Origin of the sequence: Mesorhizobium sp. M8A.F.Ca.ET.218.01.1.1, assembly GCF_004791165.1 — a bacterium.
Classification (GTDB): Bacteria; Pseudomonadota; Alphaproteobacteria; order Rhizobiales; family Rhizobiaceae; genus Mesorhizobium.
In genome coordinates this window covers 13615-33890 of the sequence record NZ_SRUZ01000003.1, presented here as the reverse complement: position 1 = coordinate 33890, position 20276 = coordinate 13615, and the positions used below count along the sequence as shown (strand labels likewise).

The following is a 20276-nucleotide window of genomic DNA, read 5'->3' as shown; positions in this document are numbered from 1 at the left end:
CAATCGTTAGATTTGTTGAAATCAATCCGCCAAGCCAGCATCGTGATGCACGATCGCATCAAGGATCGCTTCGTAGGCGCTTTCGGTGTCTTCCTCGATCTCCGCGCTGCTGATTCCGACAGCCTTGGCGTCGGCGAACAGTTGCTGGGCCAGTTCCGCAATCGAGATGACGTCGATCACGCCCGTCTTGGGAACGTTGTTGGTTATCCACCAGTCTAAGAAGTTTGTGCCGCGAGTGCTCAAATTGCCAGGCCTCCGAATGCGATGGCCCGCGCCTTGCCCAACCACTGACGCGGGCCGACCGAGGTCTCGGGGACGTTGGTCAGCAGTCGACACCGACTGCCGGTGATTCAATTAGCATGTCCTAAAATGGTTCCGGGAACTTTTATCACTGAGGGATGTTCGATAGCGATGACAAAGCTATCCGACCTTGGCCCTCCGATCCCCGGCGTGCTCAACCGAGACGACCTCATTCGGTCAGACGGCCACTTCTACAATTGCCCGAGCTGCGGACAGCGGGTCGACCAGCGCGATCTGCGTCAGGTTTTCTATCACGAGGAGCCGGGGCACGAGCCGCTGGAGCCGGAGCCCGAGCCGGAACAGGAGCCGGAGCCGGAGCGGGAAGCGACGATCCTGAAATTCACCCGGTCCAGCAAATAGAGCCGGCCACCGAGCTGGACCGTCGCTCCGATCAAGCGACACTCCGAAGCTAAGTCCTTAACTGTCGTGTTCTGGAGCGGTTCATGTCGTCTGTACGGTTTATCCTGGCATACCTTGCTATTTTTGCCCTGATCGCATCCGCGATATGGTTCTTGGTCCGCCATTGGCCGACCCACATAATGATGTAATGTGACAGTCGAAGCGCACAAAGTTGCAATTCAAGACCTAAGTACCGACGTGAAAAGCCCGTCGCGGGAGGATACGTGACGGGCCTGCCTTATAGGAGTGGTTAGTTCCGGACGCTTAAGGTTTGTGCGGCCCAAAGGAACCATCCACTCCGAAGGGGGTTGCTGAAAAAAGGAGCGTCCATCAATGCCGAAATACCAGGTCGAAGAAATGCACGGTGACGAGGTCGTTGGCTCGCACGTTGTGGCCGCTGAAGACGCCGCGAGTGCGGTCAAATTGATCACGGCGATTTCTCTTTCCGCCAAGGATGCCGTGCGAGAACATTGGTTGCGTGTTGTGGACGAGATAGAAGGCACCGTAGATAAGTTCGGCCTGGATGAGCCTCAGCCTCCCGCGGACTTTTCAAAATAGCGATCTGGGCCAGCGAAGCCAAGGCCGCAGCAGTAATGCCCGCAGTTCTGATTCATAGTAGACCCGTGCGCGTCCTGGCGCCCCTGTTGGCCCGCGGTGCCTCCTCCTGTCCCATTGCAGCACTATGGTGCTGGCATTGCTCTTGCTTCGGACTTCGTGCCGGTAATCCCGGCCCTGATCGCGTAGCGATCAGGTAGTAGGCTCGCCGGGCTTGAGGTGGTTGGGGTCCTTCGCCCGGCGAGTTTCGGGCGATAGGTAGCGCACCTTCTTTCGGATGACTTCGTTCATATCGGAGGGTGGCGCATAGTCGGGCTAGCCGACGGGATGCTGTCATCCCAACCCTGTGTCCCGCCGGTTAGGCTCGGCGCCCGCCGCCTCTCGATGCCCCCGGCGCCGAGCCGCCCGGAGGAAGCTTCCGCGATCACACCATGTCCTTTTGAGGTAGATTAGCCGATTTGCATCGAACAGCCGAGGCATATGAGCGATTGAAGCCCGAAGTCGTCAAACGCTGAAACGCAAAAAGCCCGCCGGCCGAGCCGACAGGCCTGGCTAATTCATTCGACGCAACCCGGCGGGCCAGGCTGTTACCGAGGGCCGAGCGTAGCGGCACCACACGGCTGACGCCCGAAGTCGTACACGCCACCAGCGTCAATGCACTCGTCAAGAGACATGCGAGCGTCGATGCCCTTGTAGATCGCATCAGTGTTCTCCTTTTCGATCTTGGCGCGGACTTCGTCGGCGCCTTTGTGCTTGATGAGTTCGTAGACGCTGAGCGCGGTGTCGGAGACGGCTAAGGCGATGACGGCCCACGCGATGATGCCGGCCATCGGCCGTGGCACGCCAGCGAAGCCGGCGACAAGCGTAATGAGCCAGGTCATTCCGAGACTTCGCCGCCCAGCGCGACCGCGATGTGCTGCGCCTTCCAGCCGGCATAGTAGCGATATCCAACACCGCCTAGCAGCAGCGCGGGACTGAGGACAGCCAACACCAGCACCACCTTCATGATGAACTCGCTGCCGTAGAACATCGGCGAGAGTTGATTCTGAAGATCCTGCAGCGTGCCAGCGATACCACCTTTGCCAATGCCGGCGCCGATCGCCGCATCGGCCGGCGCGGTTGAGGGCGGAGTCTCAGCGTCTTCGACGAAAGCCTTCGCTTGGCCGCCGTCATAGAAGCGGCCGACTGCGGCACCTGCTCAGTTGCCCACGCCTGGCCGATGGAGCGCACCTCGGCAATGCGAGCGGTCCAACCCCTGCCAAAGGTGGCAAAGGTGCCAAGGCGCTTCAGGAAGGCCATGCGCGGGTTGCAAATGCGATCGATCAACGCGTCGTTGTTCTTGTCGGCCTTGAGCGCCGCCAAAGTCCCGACGCCATGACGCCGTCTATCGGCCCGGTATAGGCAGGCCGCAGCGCCTGTTGCAACCACATGATCGAACGACCGGGGCCGGAGTTCACCGCGCCGTCAAAGAGCACGTAGACAACGCCGGCCGGCAGGAGATCGCCTTTCACAGCGTCCCAATACTGGCGATCATAGATCTCGTTTAGTTCGGCCGTCTGGATGGCTTTGACCGAGCGCGTGGATTGGCCCTTGCTCTTCCGATAGGCATCATAGACCCGCTGGGTGACACCCTTCATCGTGACGCCGCCAGTATCGTTTGGATGGTTCGAATAGCCGCCCTCATGCGCGAGTACGCGGGCATGCGATTCCTTTTCACGGGAAAGTGCCATGGATAATCCTTTCCGCCGCTTTGGGGCAGGTTGTTCAGATTTGGATTTTGGTTATTGTCGCGACGCGTAGACGCGTGGAGGGCGCCAGGGGCATCCGTGAAGTTCAACGACTATAGGCACGACATTGATGGGCTACGTGCCGTAGCGGTGATCGCCGTCATAATGTTCCATTTCGGCGTCCCCGGCTTTGCGGGTGGTTTCGCCGGGGTCGATGTTTTCTTTGTGATCTCCGGCTATCTGATCACTAGTATTCTAGTTGGGCCGAACCGCCTCTCATTGACCGAATTCTATGGTCGACGCGTTCGCCGAATTCTGCCTGCGATGTTAGTTGTTATCGCGGTGTCGCTCATCGCCGGTTGGTTTCTGCTCCTGCCAGGCGACTATGTTAGCTTGGGAAAAAGTGCGTCCTATTCCTCAGTGGGATTTGGGAACTACTACTTCCTTTGGAACACAGGCTATTTTGACCGGGAGGCAGCGCTGCAACCGCTGCTGCATCTATGGTCGCTAGGGGTCGAAGAGCAGTTTTACCTCATCTGGCCTGCTCTGCTGCTTGCCATCAGCCGTATTTCACACGGGCGGCCGGGTGTTGCGGTCGTAGCAATCTGCGTGGTGGCCGTCGCCAGTTTTTCGATAGCGGTGCATCTAGTCGCCTCCGATCCCAAACAGGCATTTTACGGCCCCTTCAGCAGGGCGTGGGAATTAGGGGCTGGCGGCCTACTTGTGTTCCTCCCGGTCCCAAGGCGTCCATCTTTCGATTGGTTAGGCTGCCTGGGGTTGCTTATGATTGCGCTGAGCATTCTGCGCTTGTCGCCAGACGATGCTTTCCCTGGAGTGAATGCGCTCGCTCCAGTTTTCGGCGCCGGATTGCTGGTTTGGCGTCGTCCACCTTCGCCAGTCATATCTGCACTCTCGATTCCGCCATTGCGTTTCACGGGCAAAATTTCCTACAGCCTCTATCTCTGGCATTGGCCAGTTTTTGTTTTCTTCCGTCACTATAACGGCGGTGCTGTACCGACGGCGACGGAGACCGGATCAATCTTGCTGTTCACGGTTCTGATCGCCTCCCTCTCTTGGCGCTACGTCGAGGAGCCCGTGCGTCGCCTCCGGCCTGTGCCCTTGAAAGCGATCACCGCCGGCGCCGCTTCAGCCTTGATAGTCGCGTCGACTGGCGACGCGATCTCGCAAGCTGGCGGATTTGCCAGCCGAGTTTCTAATGATGCTCTGGCGATGCGCAGCCTCGAAGCGATGTGGGATTGGCCATGCCCGCAGACGGTCAACATCCCTGAACTCGGCGTTACCTACTGTGCCTTCGGCGCTCCGTGGGGATCAGCCAAGCACCACGGGATTCTTTGGGGTGACAGCCATGCCGACCATCTTGCCCCGCTACTTGATATTGTCGGTCAGCGAAAAGATACGGCATTCTTTCTATACGAACCGTGCCCAGCTGCGCTCGGCGATAGGATCTATCGCAACTTTCCCGAGACGCCCAATTACAAGGACCGCTGTGCGTCATCGCAGAAAGCGGCGATCACAATGCTACGCCAGCGGCCTGACGTTGACGTTGTGGTTCTGGCCGCTGCTTGGTCAGGGCTGCAATTCACCGACATCGTTGCGGCCGACGGACATCAGGCCGACAAGATTTCATTGGTACGCGAGGGTTTACAGATACTCCTTCCAGAGATTGCGGCAGCCAATCGACGGATCACAATTGTCGGTCCGACGCCAGGGCCCGCCGAGGATTTGACTTCCTGCGCTGTTAACAAGGCGAGTAACCTTCTAAGACGCCGGTGCTCGACGGAGATGAACAGCAAATGGGCCACGTCGGTGCGTCGACCGATTACTGCGGCCCTCAAATCGCTGGCCGCTGAGAACCATTTGTCCTTCGTCGATCCGGGTCCTGGCATGTGCCCAAACGATCACTGCACGACTTACGTCAACGGCGAGTTCATCTACCGGGACGCCTCGCACTTGCGACGGAACTTACGGGCTCAGACGAAGGAAGCGCTTGCGAAGATGATCGGCTTAGACGATGGCCGCGGCCTCTAGCTCGATCAGCGTGACCTTCGCTTGCGGCTTGCACCGGCTACAGTCGACTGCTTCAACGGGTCCACGCCGCCGCCATAGACCGACATGAGATCGGCAGATCGGCAGTAACGGATTCCAGCAGCTGCATTTCCTCTTCACATGTTGTGCCGGGTCGCCTTCCCAGCGTGTTATTGGATCGTGCACCATGAGAACAAATAGGGAATAAATTTCTTGCCCGCCAAGCCGCCTTATGGATCTATCATTGATGGTGAGAAACCTGCCAAGCGCCCGACGGGATGACGCCGGCGCCGCTAGAGCGTGCCAGAGTGCTGGGTCAGATGTGTGAACACCCCAAGTTGTCTGGCATTCTTTCACGGAACACGAGCGGCTGATGGCAATACACCCGATATTAGGTCGTCAAAGGCTTCTCGAGGGCAGAGAGCCCGCCGGCCAAAACCACCGCGCCTGGTAATGCACTCGAACGCAATCCCGGCTAAGTGACCGGCCCCGATACCATGACCACGACTTGGGCAGTAACTGTATTCAGGCGCTCACGTTTTACCAGCGTAGGCTTTTCGTCGGGCTTCTTCATCGTATTCCCCGGCTGATTTCTCACGGCGCGAATGACCCGCACCCCTTGGCGAGGTGCGGGCCGACCAGAGATTGGGTCTTTGGTCAGCGACAGGCCTGTGCAACGCTGTCGCCGATTGTACCAATCTGTGGCGATCGACAAGGTTCCCATGGACCTGGACATAGGCTTAGCGATCGCCGGCTAACCTAAATCCACCGAGCCGCATCGTGATAAACGATCGATCAAGGATCGCTTTATAGACCCTGCCCTCGATCTCGCGCTCCCGATCCCGACCACTTTGGCGTCGCCGAAGACCTTCTTCATCAATTCCGCGACTGAGATGACATCAACCCCTGGGTGGAATATGGGCCATCGGCCGCAGCTTCGGCAATTCGCTTCCATCTTCCGTCGGCGTTCGCGGAGGCGAAGTGTCTTCCTCTCTCGCGCCCGCGCCAGCGTCAATTAGCAGGCTCGTCTCTCGGTCTGAACCCCATGCCCGGAGGAAGGGATCGTTGGTGCTATTCCGTACCGGAGCATGCCAGACTCGCGCCTACGTGAGGGGACTGGACGGAACTAAAAATGCCGTCCCCCGTTCATGGCGCCAGGGGATGTATTCATGATGATGAATGGCCTGGTTCTCGTCGTTGAAGACGAACCAATGATATTGCTCGATATCGAAGGGGGACTCGTTGAAGCGGGCTTCGATGTTGTCGGTGTTAATAGCGCGGGCCAAGCGTTGTCTGCCTTTGATGCCGCCTGGATCGTTCAACGCTTTGATATCCGATATCCGCCTAGGTGACGGCCGATCTGGCTGGGAAGTTGCTCGCCATGTGAGGCAAACCAATGCGATGATGCCGGTGATCTATATCAGCGGGGACAGCGCCCCTAACTGGGGTGCCGAAGGTGTTCCAGAAAGCGTGATGATCACCAAGCCTTTCGCGCTACCTCAGATCATTACAGCCCTGTCTATGCTGCTAAATCAGCGACATCCGTCACCACCGAACGAACCAAGTGCTGGGTAATCTCCCTAAGCAGATCCCTCTTGCGTAGCCAAGCCGGCAGCGAGCAATCAACTCACTTGGTGGGCCGCCCGGACGATGATTCTTTCCCGTCCATTACGGAAAGCCCGCTATGACAGCCGGCCTTGCGACGGCCGGAGACCAGGAGAGTGCGTGGTCATGGTCTCACGGCTGGGTTCTGAACCACCTCCAGCCAAAGTTTCAATTGCCCGCCGCCCCATTCACGGCAGCGGCGGGCGCCCCAGGGATGAATCAGGGGCATAACCCGAGGCGTTGGAACCCCGGGCTATTTAGATATGAATTAAGCAAGGCCCGCCACTGAAGAAGCAGTGACGGGCCTTTGTCTATCTGCTCGGTTGAGGGGACTTCCAAGCTTATAAAGAACTTCGCCGTGGCGGTTCAGTTCCAATAAAAAAGGCCAACGTATGGAACTGCGTGCGGGCCGGCTCTGGTTCCGCTGGCCTGCAGGCTTGTGGAGTCGCTGGATCAAACGGCCGGCGGCTCGTTGAAGAGAACAGCAGGCAAGTTGGAGTATCTGCCGAACAGGCCTGCATCCTCAACTGCCAACTCGTTTTGGCTCATCCAATCGCCAGCAACCTGGCTGATCGCAGAATCGCGAGCACCATCACTTCGCGCTTCCTCGCGCGAAGCCACTCGGCAAACTATGGAGTTGAATGGCCTGTGTCGCGCGATCTCGTCTGCCATCACAAATCGGACAAAGGCCGGTCGCGATTTGGAAGAGTTGCAGATTCTGATGACCGTGGCACGTTCGGCTGCGTTCGCGGAAGGAATTGGACCTGACCATCGATGAAGCCGCAGTGCGGTGATGGGCGTATGCGCTCGACGGTCGCCAGAGGCGATAGACAAATCACTTGTCAGCTTGAATAAGTCGAGCGCAGCGGCGGGCATGGTTGCTTGTATAGGGGTGCGGACACAGACGACTTTCGACATGCGAACACTCTTACTGCGGAGGTTCTTCGTTGCATTGATGATCAATTAGCTATTCTTGCACGGAGACGTGGATCGTAATCACCGGTTCGGCGTTGAGGGGCGCAGCCTAGCCTACGGAAAGTCCAAAATGACTCGCATCGCAACCTTCAACGTGAACGGGGTCAACGGCCGCCTGCCCGTGCTGCTCAAGTGGCTGGGTGAAACCGAGTACGACATCGTCTGCCTTCAGGAGCTCAAGACGTCTGACGAGAAGTTTCCTGCCGACGCGATCAAGGGAGCCGGTTACGGCGCGATCTGGCACGGCCAGAAATCTTACAATGGGGTAGCTATTCTCGCTCGGGGGGCGGAACCGCTAGAACGTCGACGCGGGCTGCCGGGGGACCCGGACGACACGCACAGCCGCTACATCGAGGCCGAGCTTAATGGGCTTGTTGTGGGTTGCCTCTACCTGCCCAACGGCAACCCGGCGCCAGGCCCGAAATTCGACTACAAGCTCCGGTGGTTCGATCGGCTGATTAGCTACGGCCAGCAGTTGCTCGGAGATGGCGCCATGAGCATTCTCTGCGGCGACTATAACGTCGTTCCGACCGAAATTGACGCCGTCGTGCCCCGACGATGGCTAGGAGACGCAGTGTACTTCCCGGAAAGCCGGCGGGCTTACGCCGAAATGCTTGCGAATGGTTGGACAGACGCCGTCCGACGTATCCATCCGGACAAGGGCATCTACACCTACTGGAACTTCTCATACAGGGGCGGCTACGATCGAAGCTCCGCCCTCCGAATGGACCATCTGCTGGTGAGCCCTTCTCTTTCGGAGAAACTCCGCAATGCCGGCGTAGACGTCGAGTTGCGCGGGTGGGAGAAGCCTAGCGACCATGCGCCAGCTTGGATCGAAGTCGATTGACCGCGGCTAAGTCAATCACGCAGCTCCGGAACCGAGCCAATCCCTCCACCAGCGATGGGGCCGTCACTGGCGCTGTGGGCAGCCAACTTGTAAGGAGGCGTGGCACTGGGGCGACCGGATGCTCATGCGACTTCAGCCGGCTTCAGCTTGGCAAAGGTCGCGTCAGTGCTTCAAAATCTGGCTCAGAAACATGTTGGTCCTGGCATGCTGGGGATTCCCGAAGGGCTGTCCGGCAAGCGCCGGTCCTGGTGCAATAGTGTCGTTCAGTCTCGCCGCCTGTGGGAGACCACGCCTATCTCAGCGCATCCCGGCTGAGTGCGGAGGATAGTTGGAAGCCGTCCTCCAAAACAAGGCTGCAGGACGGCTTTACATCAGTAGTTGCCGTTGTAGTAGCGGTCGTCACAAGGCGCGGTGTAGATGCGGCCGTAGCGGTCCTGGTAGCGGCAGAGCTGTTCCCCGCGGCGCTGCGGGGTGGTGGCAGAGCCGACGACGGCACCGAGCAGCGCGCCGCTAGCCGCGCCGATGACCGTGCTCTTGGTGTTGCCGCCGATCGCCTGGCCGACGAGCGCGCCGCCGGCGCCGCCGAGGAGCGCACCGGTGGTGGCTCGCTGTTGGCCCTCAGTCTGCGACTGGCAGCCAGCGAGCGCGGCGGCCAGAAGCACGGCGGCAATGGCTTTTTGGAAGGTCATGTGAAGTCTCCCTTAACGTCTGAATCCCTATCGATCGTCACGTGCGGTTCCATTGCGGCGGAACGGCGGCACGCATGCTCACGATATGAGACATGGTTTCTCGGTGGTTGAACCAATCGCAGGCACTGATGAGTAACTGCGCAGAAGCGGCCCATTCGACACAAACTGTTTGGGAAACCATAACGAAACGACAGGCCCATGTCGGTATGCTTTCGCTTCCGCAACGTAGTGCACAACCAAGCGATGGTCACGAACCCCGGCATTTCAAAGGCATCGGCATCGAGGCCAAGGATCCGGGCTGCCCAATATCTGCGAATGTCGACCGACACTCAGACCTATTCCATCCACAACCAGCGAGACGCCATCGGCGAATATGCCGACATCATGGGTTACGACATCGTCGCTACGTACGAGGACCCTGGTCGCAGCGGACTGAACATCGAAGGGCGACCCGGCCTGCAACGGCTGTTGATGGATGTGGAAAGCGGGCAAGCCGATTTCGAGACCGTGGTGGTCTATGATGTAAGCCGTTGGGGGCGCTTTCAGAATATTGATGAGAGCGCCTCTTACGAATATCGATGCCAGCGGGCCGGCGTACGGATCGAATTTTGCGCTGAGCAGTTCGCGAACGATGGCACCATCGGTTCAGACGTGCTCAAGGCCATCAAGCGCAGCATGGCGGCCGAGTTGAGCCGCATGCTTTCGATAAAGGTCTTTCTCGGCCAAAGGCGCGTGGTGAAAATGGGTTTCTGCGGGGGCGGCCTCGCGGGGTACGGTCTCAGGCGCCTCCTGGTGGATGAGGCAGGCGAGCCTAAATTCATCCTTAAACGCAGACAGTACAAAGGCCTGGCATCCGACCGGGTTGTGCTGGTGCCAGGTCCGCCGGAAGAGATTGCCGTCGTGCGCTGGATATTCAGCCAGTTTGTGAAGGGCAAATCCCGGATCGAAATCGTGCGCGCGCTCAACAAGCGGGGTGTGCTTACGGAGATGGGCCGGACATGGACGAGCAATACGGTGCATACGGTCCTGAACAACGAACGCTACATCGGCAACATCGTATGGAACAGAAAATCCGAGAAGCTTCATGGCAAGAGGGCGAGAAATCCCGCGTCTGCATGGGTACGCGCGGAAAAGTCTTGCGAGCCCATCCTCGACCGCAAGGTGTTTCTGCGCGCAAGGGCCGTCGCGGATGCCCGCGCGCCCCTCAGCAACGAGCGGATGTTGGCAGATCTTTCCAAGCTGCTGGTTGAGCGAGGAAAGTTGTCGGAACATATTATCAATGCGGCACCAGGTTGTGTGAGCGTCAGCACCTACCAGGTGCGTTTCGGAAGCCTCTACGCGGTTTACAAACTGGTCGGATTTGACCCCCCGAACAATGGGTGGTTCCACATCAACGACCAGCTTCATCGACGCCGTCGGAAAATCATTGAAGACCTTGTGGCATCGATTGGCCTGGCCGGCGGACTGGCGCGCTATGACCCAGAGACCAAACTCGTAAGCGTCAATGACGAATTCACCGTTGCGGTCTGGATCGCGCGCTGTCATCCCGAGCGTTTCGGCTGTCCTCATTGGGCATACTCGCAGGAGCGCCTTCCCGAGGCCGACATTTCTGTGCTGATCAGAATGAACCCTGACAATGTTTCGGTCCGAGACTACCTGATCGGTCCGACGTATCAGGTGCAACGCCGCACAACTATGCTGACGGCAAACAACCACGCCGGCATTGACGCGTTTCTGTTCCAGTCGATGGACCCCTTGGTCGAGCTGGCGCGGCGGGTTCGTCTGGAGGGACCAGCATTGTCATGACTCAGGCCGTGAAGATCAGCCGTCACACCGTCGATCTGATCAGTGATTTGCAGGGGCCGCAGAAGCTCTATTCATACCAGTTGCGTGCCACCTACGACTGTCAATGCGAAAGAATGCGGCTCTTCATCCGAGAGGCAAACGCGTCGCAGGCAGGGCTGGAGACGATAGCCGCGCACTTTGGAAAACTGACGACTGTAAATGCGTTTCGGGCGCTGATGGAAGCGGAACGCCTTGGATCCCTTCCAATGCGGCTTGCGGAAAGAATCCGAGGCAATCGCGCTCCCATTGGTGACGAGAAACCGACCTCGGTTATCAACCGACAGCTGGTTGCGGGGATTTGCCTTGACGCTCTCGAATTGTTGGAAGACGGCCCCGTGCCAGCGGGCATTTTTTGCCTGCTACGGAAAGTCGTGCCAAGCCGGCAGATAGAAATTACACGACTGATGATCGGGCTGGACAGAGTGAGGCTCCACTGGGCAAGAGTGTTGGTCGCTCTGACGCCGCAAACGCAGCTCGCCGCGCCTTCGGTCTCGCGAATGCAGTTCGCCGGTATCGATGCCAGCGACATTGCAGCGATGGAAATCGAATTGGCCGCCCTAAGCCTGGATTTCTTGAACGCCGCGGAGCACCTTGGTCCGTGGGGCCTCGAACTTGTAGCAGCGCGCGGCTATCTCAACCGCCTGATGGATAACGCGCCCGTTGTTCGGTATCTTGCGCGGAATTTTCCCGCGACCCTGTCTGAATTCCAGAAGATGATAGACCCCGCCAGCCTAAGCTTAGCCACGACGTTGACGCGGTGGCGCTGACAGCGTTCCCGGCCGACGCCGATCTGGCCAGCATGGGTGTTACGTCGTTTTCGCCAATTGCCGAGGTACCCATGATTGGGATCAGTGACGGCACTGCCGTCTTGCCCTTGCGTGTTTTCAGCGCCGCGATTTCATCATCTCGCCGCGCAATACGGCTCTCAAGATTGGCTATGCGTTCGGTAAGGAAATAGCGGCCGACGATGAATCCTCCGCCTCCAAAAAGGACAGCGAAAGTAAGGAAGGGCAGAGGGTTGGCGATCACCAGAGCCCCGTTGGTCTGGAAGAAGTCGATCAAGTCGTGCATTGCCAGCTCCCTTTCAATTTCTTGGAAGTTTGTGGATTTCCAGCCGAACTGGGCCACCCCTCTCGCAACTCGTGCAAAACAGCGCCGGTTCGACTGTGCTGAATAGCTCACCCTTTCCATACCGCCGGATCAACCCGGCCAGCTTCACCGCGGCATGATGCGAGCATTTTGTGCACCAGGCCCGCAACGTGTGCCATTCGCGAAGGTCCCCGAGGGAGACGTCCAAGCCGGCGTGAACGCTGCCGTCGATGATCGTCTGGGGCGGAATTTTTACCTTGCCTGGTGTCAGGAGTTTCTCCATCACATGGCGGCTGTTGAAGTGGGCCAGCAGCATGCCTGGTCGCCGTACGCATTGCCGCATGGCAGGCAGCCATGCTGAGGGTGAAATCCGTGACCGGCTGATGGTTTCGAGAAGCGTCTTTTCCCCGTCGGAACTCATAACGGCGGCGCCCTGTGCCAGCCGCGGGAAAAGCCGTTCGACACAGCCGCACGCGAAAGAGCGAGCTCGTGCTCGAGTTCAGCGTTTCTTGCGAGGGCCTTCAACAAGGCAACCACAGCGTCGCCGCCGGCCGACTCTATTGCCTGCTGAGCAGCTCCTTCCAACTTGGACATAGCTTCGCCGCTCGGCGCGTTATGGCGTTTTCCCATTGCCCTTCCTGCTCACATGCACGTCAGAAATAAGGAACATATTCCTCTGTCGTCAAGCGCGGACTTGGCTCAGTGTTCTCTTTTCGTTCACTGCTGAAATAGGCACAGGAGAATGTCATGGCTCTGATCTTGTCAGTTCCGGGCGCTTCACCCGAGGAAATAACACGCGGGATTGCCGCAGCAGAGGGGGCCTTGGAGCGCGCCGGTTTCACAGCCGAGGAAGCGGCAGATGGCGCCTTTGCACTCGAAGGCTGGGACATCATCGGTTTTCCTGAGGGTGGGTTGGATGATCAAGCCGGCGCCGCCGCACAAGCGTGGGGCGAGGCCCATACCGCTGCCCTGAAGGCATGCTGTGCCGGCTGCCCCGAAGAACGCAAGCCTATCGACGTAGACCTGGAGCTGCTGGTCGATCCGGAGACGCAGCTTGTCGACCGGGTCGCGGCGTTGGCGATGCTTCGAGAGGATCTTGAGCAAGACGGCAAAGATACGCATAGCGGAAGGGATGCCATCTTGGCGTGGCGGGTCGCAGCCGATGTCGAAGATCGGTTCAGAATGCGAGACCTCATCGGCGTCCTGACTGTCGCCTTCACCACACTTTCGCTCTCTCATTTCCGCCCTGATGAACCAATCGAGCCTAAGCGCCAAGCTGTGAGAAATGCGATAGACGCACTTGAGGCGGCAACTGAGAAACCGACGTCGCATTAATGTTCAAGCGCGGCCGCAGCATCGATGTGGCCGCGATCGGATGCAGGGCCAGACCAGCGCGAGCGCCAAACGCACGTCTGCCACGAACGAGGATCCAGCAGAATTCTAGGTATGATGCGGAAGCTATTGCCCCGCCCTTCGAAAAAAAGTTCGATTTATCTGCGTGCTGACGATGGCACTTTCGGCTCCTGCCTTTGCCTTTGACAGATAATTCCTCTAAAATCTGGAGCAAAAGATAAGGGGTGCTAAGAGGTAAGGCTTGTGACTGAGGCTGACGCTGAGCTCAAGGCAATCGCCGATACGTGGCGTAATCTTGGTGCCTCTGACTATGAGTACTTTGAACGGTACGAGAAGCCTGAGTTGCTGGCTTGGTTTTGGGCGCCGGACAGCCGTTTTCGCAAAGTGTTTGAGCAATATCTGGATCTAGACGACGTGCTAGACGTAGCAAGCGGTGCCGGCCGCCATTCGGCGCAGATCGTGGGCCGCTGCAGGCGGCTGACGTTGATCGACACTTCAGTCGACGCCACCGAATTAGCTAGGAAACGATTTTCAAGCGCATCTCATGTGACCGTGATCCTTTCGCCGGACGGAAAGAGCCTTCCTTTTGAAAAGGACCGTTTTTCCTCCGTTTTCAGCTACGACTCGATGGTTCATTTCGAACCGCTGACGGTAGCGTCCTATATCTTGGAAGTCGCCTCGGTCTTGAAGCCTGGAGGGCGAGCTATCCTTCATCATTCGAACTACTCGGAAAACCCGACCGGAACGTTCAAGGAAAATCCAGATTGGCGGAACTTCATGCCAAGGGGATTTGTCGAGCATGTTTGCGCACGTGCCGGACTGACTATCATCGAACAGCAGGCGTTTCCATGGAACGCGAATAGCAAAACCGACGCCCTCACCGTGATGGAAAAGGTTAAAACGCGAGGATGATGCTTGCGAAACCAGGGGCGGCGTCAGTGTTGGCGGCGAAAGCTCTGCGCCTTCTACGGCTTCTGATGATCACTGGCGCACAGGCGCACCTCGAGTCGGCCGGAACTTTTACCTAACCCGCCAAATCTGACGCGCGATCTTCGAGCGTATACATGATCGCTTCATAAACGCTTGCGATCTCTTGATCGATCTCTTGGTCCGTCATGCCTTGGCCCTCGGCAGCCCGTACGGCGTCGGCCGCCATGGTGGTCACGACAAGGGCGGGGTCTTCAATTCGCGGCGGCAAATGGTCGAGAATCCATCTGCGTAGAAAGTCGGCGGCGCGCTTGCTCATATTGTGTCCTGCTTCAACCCGGGGCAAAATCCGCGAGCTCCTCGACCGCTTCCTGGATCCCGTGCGCTGCTGCGCGCTCAAGCCAAAGGCGGCCCGCCATTGGGTTGCGCTCTCCGGCAAGACCTCTGGAGAGATACCGGCCCAGAATGAATTGGGCCTGTCCGTGCCCACGTTCGGCGGCGGCGGCAAACCATTTCTGCGCCGCCACCTGATCGATGTGCAGGCCCTCCCCGGAACTGTGCAGCACTCCCAAGGCAAACATTGCCCCAGCATGACCGTCGGCGGCGGCCCGTTCGAACAGCTTCACGGCGGTCTCCGGCAAGCACTTGCCGCCGCCCCCGTTGAGCAGCATCTCCGCAAGTGCCACTTGGGCGTCCAGCACGCCACCTTCGGCCGCCTCGGCAAACCAAGCGCGAGCGTGATGCGCGTCGGCCACCACGCCACGCCCATCCCTGAGCATGCGCGCATACATGTATTGAGCCTCGGCCACGCCTTCGGCCGCCCGTCTTAGCCACCGCGCAGCCTGACCGTCGTCCTGGCATACACCGAGTCCCTTGGTGAAACAGAGCCCTAGATTGAACGCAGCGGTCAGGTCGCCCGACAATGCAGCTGCCTCGAACCATCGGGCTACACTTGCAGTATCTGCCGGCTCGCCAGCCCCTCGAAGCACGAGGTTGGCCAGGTCTACTTGTGCTGCCTGGTTCCCGCTGGCCGCTGCAGTGCGCAGCCAGCGTGTCCCCTCTTTCTCATCCCTAACAACACCGTTTCCCGTCAAATACAGGGATGCCAGTGCGCGCGCGGCGGCCTGGTGGCCCGCCTCGGCGGCCCGTCGATACCATGTTGCGGCTTCAGCAAAATCCGGTGGCCGGCTCTTGGCGTTCCGATCACCCAGGAAGTGGGCTGCCTCGACGTTGCCGGCCAGCGCGGCGCGCCGCATCCACGCCTCCCCGGCCACGGGATCCGGGGCGACGAAGCTCCCGTCAATCAGTGCCAGCCCTAACCGGAATTGGGCCGAGGCAAGGCCTTTCTCCGCGGCTTGCTGATAAAGCCGCGCGGCCGCAGCAAGATCACTCGTAACTCCGAACCCATGTTCGGTGAGGACCGCGAGAAGATAGGTTGCGGTCGGCAGGTCGGCATCTGCCGCGCGCCGTACCTCGTCGGCAATCCTGCTCCGTTGTTCCGGCCTGCCGCGCCGGGCCAGCGAGAGGGCAAGGCCGAGACTTCCTTCGGCGCAGCCAGCTGCGGCGGACCTTTCATACCAGCGCTGCGCAGCATCCTCATCCCGCATCGGCTCGGGGCCGCTGGCCAGAATGTAACCGAGGATCGCCTGTCCCGTTGCCGAGCCTGCCTCGGCCGCCTTCGTGGCAAAACCGAGCGCAGCAGCGAAGTCAGGTTCGCCAGAGTAATCTTGTTCGAAAAGACTCACGCTGGCATCGCGACCGTCAGCATCCGCGGCCACCAGCCCGGCCAGATAGAGGGCAGCCAGAAGCGCCTGCGCGTCAGCACTTCCGTGGTTCGCTGCCCGCAGCAGCCAACGCCTACCTTCCGCCCGGCTCGCCGGCACGCCTGAGCCCTCTAGATAGCAACGGGCGACCCGATACTCGGCATCGACAAGACCCGCGCGTGCCGCGACCGCCAAGTGCTGAAAGGCTTCTGCCGGCTTGTCGCTGAGCTGGATTGCCCGGCGCAACGCAACTGCGGGGAAGGCGCGATCAGTCAGCCGATTCAGGATTGCCATCGATGCGGCCCCTCCGTAGTCCAACCAACTGCCCTACGGTTCCCGCATGGCTTCCTGGCCGATCGGGAGCATCACGCCAAGAATGTATTTGAGCACAGTGCGCCGACCGACTTTCACATCTGCCGTCACCGGCATGCCGGGGCTGACCACGAACCCGGTGGGCACGTCGTGCAACGCGACCTGATCGATGGAAATCCGCGTACGATAGAACGGCTCAGCATCAGAAGGCAGCATGGCCCGAGAGCTGTTCTGATCGCGCACCTGGTCTCGTGCCGAGAAGGAATCAGGGCTGAGCGCTCGTACGGTGCCGTGGGCGAGGCCGTATTGCGAATAGGGAAAGGTGTCGAACTTGATGACCACTGGGTCGCCGACATGAACGAAGCCGCTGCTCCGGCCGACGATGTTTGTCTCGATCTCGAGAGGCGCGTTGACCGGCACCAGAGTGATCAAGCGCTCACCAGACTGCAGAACCGCCCCAACCGAAACCTTCGCCACCGACTGGACGATAGCGTCGGCTTCGCTCCGCAGTTCGACCAACTGCTTGCGCAGCTTCGCCTTGTTGAGGAGTTCGCGGGCGTCGGACAATCGCGAGTTCGCCTCCGACAGGCTCTGTGAGACTTCCGCTCGCCAACTCTGAATGTATCCGTTGCGGTCGGCGGCCGTCCCCCCCTGCTGGCGTTTGGCGGCTTCTGTTGTTTGCTCGGCATTGCTGAGTGAGCGGGACATTTCCGCCCAGTTGTCCTCGGCGAGGAGCGTATTGAGGCGACTACCCACCTGTCTTGCTTCCAGCTGTTTTCGCATCTGTTCGATCGAGGCCGCGACCTTGAGCCGCTGGCGGTAGCCTTCCGCATCAGATTGTGATCGCGAGATCACGGAACTGAGTTCGTCAAGCTGTCGGTCAAAACTATCGAGCTTGGAGTCATAGACTGCCTTACGGCGCTCGAAGATGGACGCCTGCAGGGTCCAGCTTGGATCGAGACCATCATAGTTGAAGGCTTGCCCGTCGGCCTCTGCCTTCAACCGAGCCACTTCGGCCTCAAGCGTCGAGACTTGGATTGCCAACGACTGGAGGTCGGCTGAGGCAAACGTAGCATCGAGGCGGGCAAGCAATTGACCGGCTCGCACATGCTGTCCTTCGCGCACGTCGATCGAGCGCACGATCGCCGTCTCCAGTGGCTGCACAATGATGTTCGGCGATTGTGAGACCACTAGCCCTCTGGTCGTCACCACCTGGTCGACGGGAATCAACCCTGCCAAGGCAATCAAGGCGATTACCAAACTCGAAATAACCCAGATGATGCCCCGCGCCGTTCTCGGCATTGGCGCATTGGCGATCGCCGTGGAAGGCCACTGGAATTCGAGGATGGCCGGTGTGGTCGGATCGTTCGTTTTGGTCCGCTGCCGGCGGGGGGGGCGGATGGCGACCGAGGTGCTGCTGCTCATGGCTTGCTATCCCATTCCACCTTTTGGCGTGCCGCCAAGCGCGTTGGCGCCGCTATGGATCGCCCATTTGCCGGCGATCCTCACGCTCAATCGATCGCAGCGTGACATCGTCAATCCAGCCGCGACGGTACGGCCACCGGGCGGCCGGCGCGGCCGTCGAGGTGCCGGTTCTGCTGCAACCACAGTTGCCTGTAGAGGGGGCATCGCTCGAGCAGGGTCGCGTGCGATGCCACGTCGAGCACCTTACCTTGCTCCATTACCAGGATCTGGTCACACTCCGTGAGAGAGGAGAGCCGGTGCGAAACGATGATCATCGTGCGCCCGCTGGCGATGCGCATCAGGTTGTTACTGACGACGGCTTCGCTCTCCGGGTCGAGTGCGCTGGTCGCTTCGTCGAGGATGAGGATGGTCGGATTGTGGATGAGGGCGCGCGCGATCGCCAGCCGCTGCTTTTGACCGCCCGACAGATTGGGCGATCCTTCCTCGATGTAGGTGTCGTAGCCATTAGGCATTCGTTCGATAAATTCTTCGGCGCCGGCCAGATGTGCGGCACGCATGGCGTCGGAAAGCGTCAGGCCTGCGCGCCCGGCAATGATGTTGTCGCGAATTGATCCGCGGAACAGGAAATTGTCCTGGAGCACCACACCGAGCCCCTGGCGCAGATGGCGCAGGTTGAATTCCTTGAGGTCGACACCATCCAGCTTGAGGAATCCGCTATAGTCTCGATTGATCCCCTGTAGGAGGCGCGCGATCGTGGATTTTCCCGACCCGCTGCGCCCGACGATGCCGAACATGGACCCTGCCGGAATGTTGAAGCTGACCCGGTCGAGTGCGGGCGTCTTCGTACCGATATAGCTGAAGGTCAGATCGCTGAACGTGATCTCGCCGACGAGCCTTGGTCTCAGGCCGAGGGAATTCGAACTGCTCTCCAGCGGCCGGTTCAGAACAGACGCCGCCTCGCCGATCGCTGCCCCGACCTCCTCGTAGTCTTCGATCAGTCGTGCCAGCCCCACGAGGGGTTGTGCGACGCGCTGGGAGATCATCATGAAGGCGAACAGGCCACCTACCATATATCCCGAACTGTCGTTCATCGCGAGATAGGCGCCGATCAGCATAGTGCCAAGCACCATGGCACGTTCGATCGGCGTAACCAGGGTCTGCGGCCAGCTGGCGAACTGGCCGAAGGCCAGGCGCGCCCTTCCCGACTCCGCCACCTGCTCGTCCCAAAGCGCCTTGCGTTGCGGCTCGAGACCAAGTGCCTTCACGGTCTTTATCCCGACAACAGTTTCGCCGAGTGCCGCCGCTTTCCATGTCTCGGCTTCGATCACCCGCTGGTACCTCCGGCGCAGCGGCTTGAGGAAGGCGAGAATGATCACCACGATCGCGCCTGCGCAGGCGATCACGATCCAGGCGAGCTTGGCGTTGATGTAGAACATCACCGGTATCAGCACGCACAGCGTAATCAGGTCGAGCAACGTGCCGAGCAGTTTGCCGGTCAGGAACTCGCGGATGCGATAGACCTGGGCGAGACGGTACATCGTCTCGCCGGCTGGATGACGCTCGAAATAGTCCAGCGGCAGGCGCAGGAGCCGACTGAAAACGTGCAGCTGCAGTTTGGTGTCCAAACGCGCGCCGACGACGTTGATGATCAATCGCCGCGCGTGACCTAGGAATGTCTCGTAGGCGAAGACGACCGCGATTATGGCCGATAAGAGCAACAGCGTGGAGACACTGTTGAACTGCAGCACCTTGTTGACGACCGTCATGACGATGAGCGGCGGCAGGATGGTAAGCACGCTGAGCGTGAACGAGGCGATAGCGACGTCCCGGAGGGGTCGGCTTTCAAGCCCCACCAGTTCGACGAGCCAGCCGAGAGTGAAAGGCGCATCCGCCGCAACATAGGATCGCGCCTGTCTCAGCAGCACCGCCTCGCCCGTCCACACCTGCGACAGGCGCAACTCGTCGATCGCGGTGGGTTGACCATCATCAGACGCGTCCGCGCTTTTGAGGAAGACTAGGTCGCGCTCCGCACTCGCCCCGATCAGGAGCCCCGCGCCCCCATCGTTGAACAACAGAACGACGGGTCCCGTGTCCTGAAAGCGCAAGAGGTGAGACCAGCGAACGCGGACGGCGCGAGACCACATACCACCGTTGCGCGCCCATTCGGACAGATCAGTGGAGGTTGGAAACGGGCTTGCAGTTGCCGCCCTGAATTCCTTCGGGTCGAGTTCGACACCATGATAGCGGGCGACCGCGAGCATCGCCTTGAGGCGCGGCCCGACCTGGTCAAACTCGGCGGGGCCACCCGGAGTCCGTCCTACTACGCTCTCGCCGCCGGCCTTGCCGGTCGCGTCGGCTTCGGTGTCGGTGCGGATCTGGACCGGCCGGGTTTCGGCGTTAAAAGGGATGCTTACCATGG

20 protein-coding genes are annotated in these 20276 nt (G+C 59.7%); 9 read left to right on the top strand and 11 right to left on the bottom strand.

Going from position 1 to position 20276, the window contains the following annotated elements; translation table 11 throughout:
- Positions 1–21 precede the first annotated feature (21 nt).
- On the bottom strand, positions 22–243 hold the full coding sequence (locus EN861_RS11230) for a DUF768 domain-containing protein (protein ID WP_127278424.1): 222 nt from the start codon (positions 241–243) through the stop codon (positions 22–24).
- A gap of 168 nt (positions 244–411) precedes the next feature.
- Here EN861_RS11230 and EN861_RS11225 point away from each other — a divergent pair, with 168 nt between their 5' ends.
- On the top strand, positions 412–660 hold the full coding sequence (locus EN861_RS11225) for a hypothetical protein (protein WP_245512020.1): 249 nt from the start codon (positions 412–414) through the stop codon (positions 658–660).
- Positions 661–1032: 372 nt separating this feature from the next.
- Complete coding sequence (locus tag EN861_RS11220) at positions 1033–1257, top strand: hypothetical protein (RefSeq protein ID WP_127278425.1); 225 nt, start codon at positions 1033–1035, stop codon at positions 1255–1257.
- A gap of 584 nt (positions 1258–1841) precedes the next feature.
- Here EN861_RS11220 and EN861_RS11215 read toward each other — a convergent pair.
- The 3 genes from EN861_RS11215 to EN861_RS36245 all read right to left on the bottom strand — a co-directional run bounded on the left by EN861_RS11215 (position 1842) and on the right by EN861_RS36245 (position 2984).
- Entirely contained in the window at positions 1842–2135 is a 294-nt protein-coding gene (locus EN861_RS11215; RefSeq protein ID WP_127278426.1) for a hypothetical protein, read from the bottom strand.
- The gene (locus tag EN861_RS36250) at positions 2132–2284 is read right to left on the bottom strand and encodes a hypothetical protein (RefSeq protein WP_245464368.1); all 153 of its coding nucleotides are present in this window, start codon (positions 2282–2284) and stop codon (positions 2132–2134) included. The genes EN861_RS11215 and EN861_RS36250 overlap by 4 nt, the downstream gene beginning before the upstream one ends.
- A gap of 292 nt (positions 2285–2576) precedes the next feature.
- Positions 2577–2984, bottom strand: a complete 408-nt coding sequence (locus tag EN861_RS36245; protein ID WP_245464369.1) for a glycosyl hydrolase 108 family protein — start codon at positions 2982–2984, stop codon at positions 2577–2579.
- A gap of 96 nt (positions 2985–3080) precedes the next feature.
- Between EN861_RS36245 and EN861_RS11205 the strand changes: the two genes are divergently transcribed.
- Both EN861_RS11205 and EN861_RS36240 read left to right on the top strand, forming a co-directional pair.
- Positions 3081–5030: an acyltransferase family protein gene (locus EN861_RS11205; RefSeq protein WP_189343604.1), complete on the top strand. Its 1950-nt coding sequence runs from the start codon at positions 3081–3083 to the stop codon at positions 5028–5030.
- Between the two features lie 1166 nt (positions 5031–6196).
- Positions 6197–6379 (top strand): hypothetical protein, encoded by a 183-nt coding sequence (locus tag EN861_RS36240; RefSeq protein ID WP_245464370.1) that lies wholly within the window; start codon positions 6197–6199, stop codon positions 6377–6379.
- A gap of 706 nt (positions 6380–7085) precedes the next feature.
- On the opposite strand, the gene EN861_RS11195 is transcribed toward EN861_RS36240, so the two are convergent.
- Complete coding sequence (locus tag EN861_RS11195) at positions 7086–7550, bottom strand: hypothetical protein (protein WP_127278428.1); 465 nt, start codon at positions 7548–7550, stop codon at positions 7086–7088.
- 127 nt (positions 7551–7677) lie between these two features.
- On the opposite strand from EN861_RS11195, the gene xth reads away from it, so the two are divergent.
- A complete protein-coding gene (gene xth, locus EN861_RS11190) occupies positions 7678–8454 on the top strand; it encodes an exodeoxyribonuclease III (RefSeq protein ID WP_135863563.1) in 777 nt (258 codons plus the stop codon).
- Positions 8455–8825: 371 nt separating this feature from the next.
- On the opposite strand, the gene EN861_RS11185 is transcribed toward xth, so the two are convergent.
- Positions 8826–9143 carry a YMGG-like glycine zipper-containing protein gene (locus EN861_RS11185; RefSeq protein WP_127278430.1) on the bottom strand — a complete coding sequence of 106 codons (318 nt, stop codon included), beginning with the start codon at positions 9141–9143 and terminating at the stop codon, positions 8826–8828.
- 243 nt (positions 9144–9386) lie between these two features.
- Here EN861_RS11185 and EN861_RS11180 point away from each other — a divergent pair, with 243 nt between their 5' ends.
- Complete coding sequence (locus EN861_RS11180) at positions 9387–10949, top strand: recombinase family protein (RefSeq protein ID WP_281041218.1); 1563 nt, start codon at positions 9387–9389, stop codon at positions 10947–10949.
- Positions 10946–11755, top strand: coding sequence for a plasmid partitioning protein RepB C-terminal domain-containing protein (locus EN861_RS11175; protein WP_127279814.1), 810 nt, complete (start codon positions 10946–10948; stop codon positions 11753–11755). Before EN861_RS11180 ends, EN861_RS11175 begins: the two co-directional genes overlap by 4 nt.
- Positions 11756–12072: 317 nt before the next feature.
- Here the strand turns inward: EN861_RS11175 and EN861_RS11165 are convergent, their stop codons facing one another.
- Positions 12073–12393 (bottom strand): hypothetical protein, encoded by a 321-nt coding sequence (locus EN861_RS11165; protein WP_245464458.1) that lies wholly within the window; start codon positions 12391–12393, stop codon positions 12073–12075.
- A 431-nt stretch (positions 12394–12824) separates the two neighbouring features.
- Between EN861_RS11165 and EN861_RS11155 the strand changes: the two genes are divergently transcribed.
- Positions 12825–13412, top strand: a complete 588-nt coding sequence (locus EN861_RS11155) for a hypothetical protein (protein ID WP_135863557.1) — start codon at positions 12825–12827, stop codon at positions 13410–13412.
- Between the two features lie 261 nt (positions 13413–13673).
- A complete protein-coding gene (locus tag EN861_RS11150) occupies positions 13674–14342 on the top strand; it encodes a class I SAM-dependent methyltransferase (protein ID WP_127279810.1) in 669 nt (222 codons plus the stop codon).
- 112 nt (positions 14343–14454) lie between these two features.
- On the opposite strand, the gene EN861_RS11145 is transcribed toward EN861_RS11150, so the two are convergent.
- The 4 genes from EN861_RS11145 to EN861_RS11130 form a co-directional block, all read right to left on the bottom strand.
- Entirely contained in the window at positions 14455–14676 is a 222-nt protein-coding gene (locus EN861_RS11145; RefSeq protein ID WP_127279809.1) for a DUF768 domain-containing protein, read from the bottom strand.
- A 13-nt stretch (positions 14677–14689) separates the two neighbouring features.
- The gene (locus EN861_RS11140) at positions 14690–16414 is read right to left on the bottom strand and encodes an SEL1-like repeat protein (protein WP_135863555.1); all 1725 of its coding nucleotides are present in this window, start codon (positions 16412–16414) and stop codon (positions 14690–14692) included.
- Positions 16415–16447: 33 nt separating this feature from the next.
- The gene (locus EN861_RS11135; protein ID WP_135863554.1) at positions 16448–17857 is read right to left on the bottom strand and encodes an HlyD family type I secretion periplasmic adaptor subunit; all 1410 of its coding nucleotides are present in this window, start codon (positions 17855–17857) and stop codon (positions 16448–16450) included.
- A gap of 110 nt (positions 17858–17967) precedes the next feature.
- Entirely contained in the window at positions 17968–20274 is a 2307-nt protein-coding gene (locus tag EN861_RS11130) for a peptidase domain-containing ABC transporter (protein WP_135863552.1), read from the bottom strand.
- Positions 20275–20276: the final 2 nt, after the last annotated feature.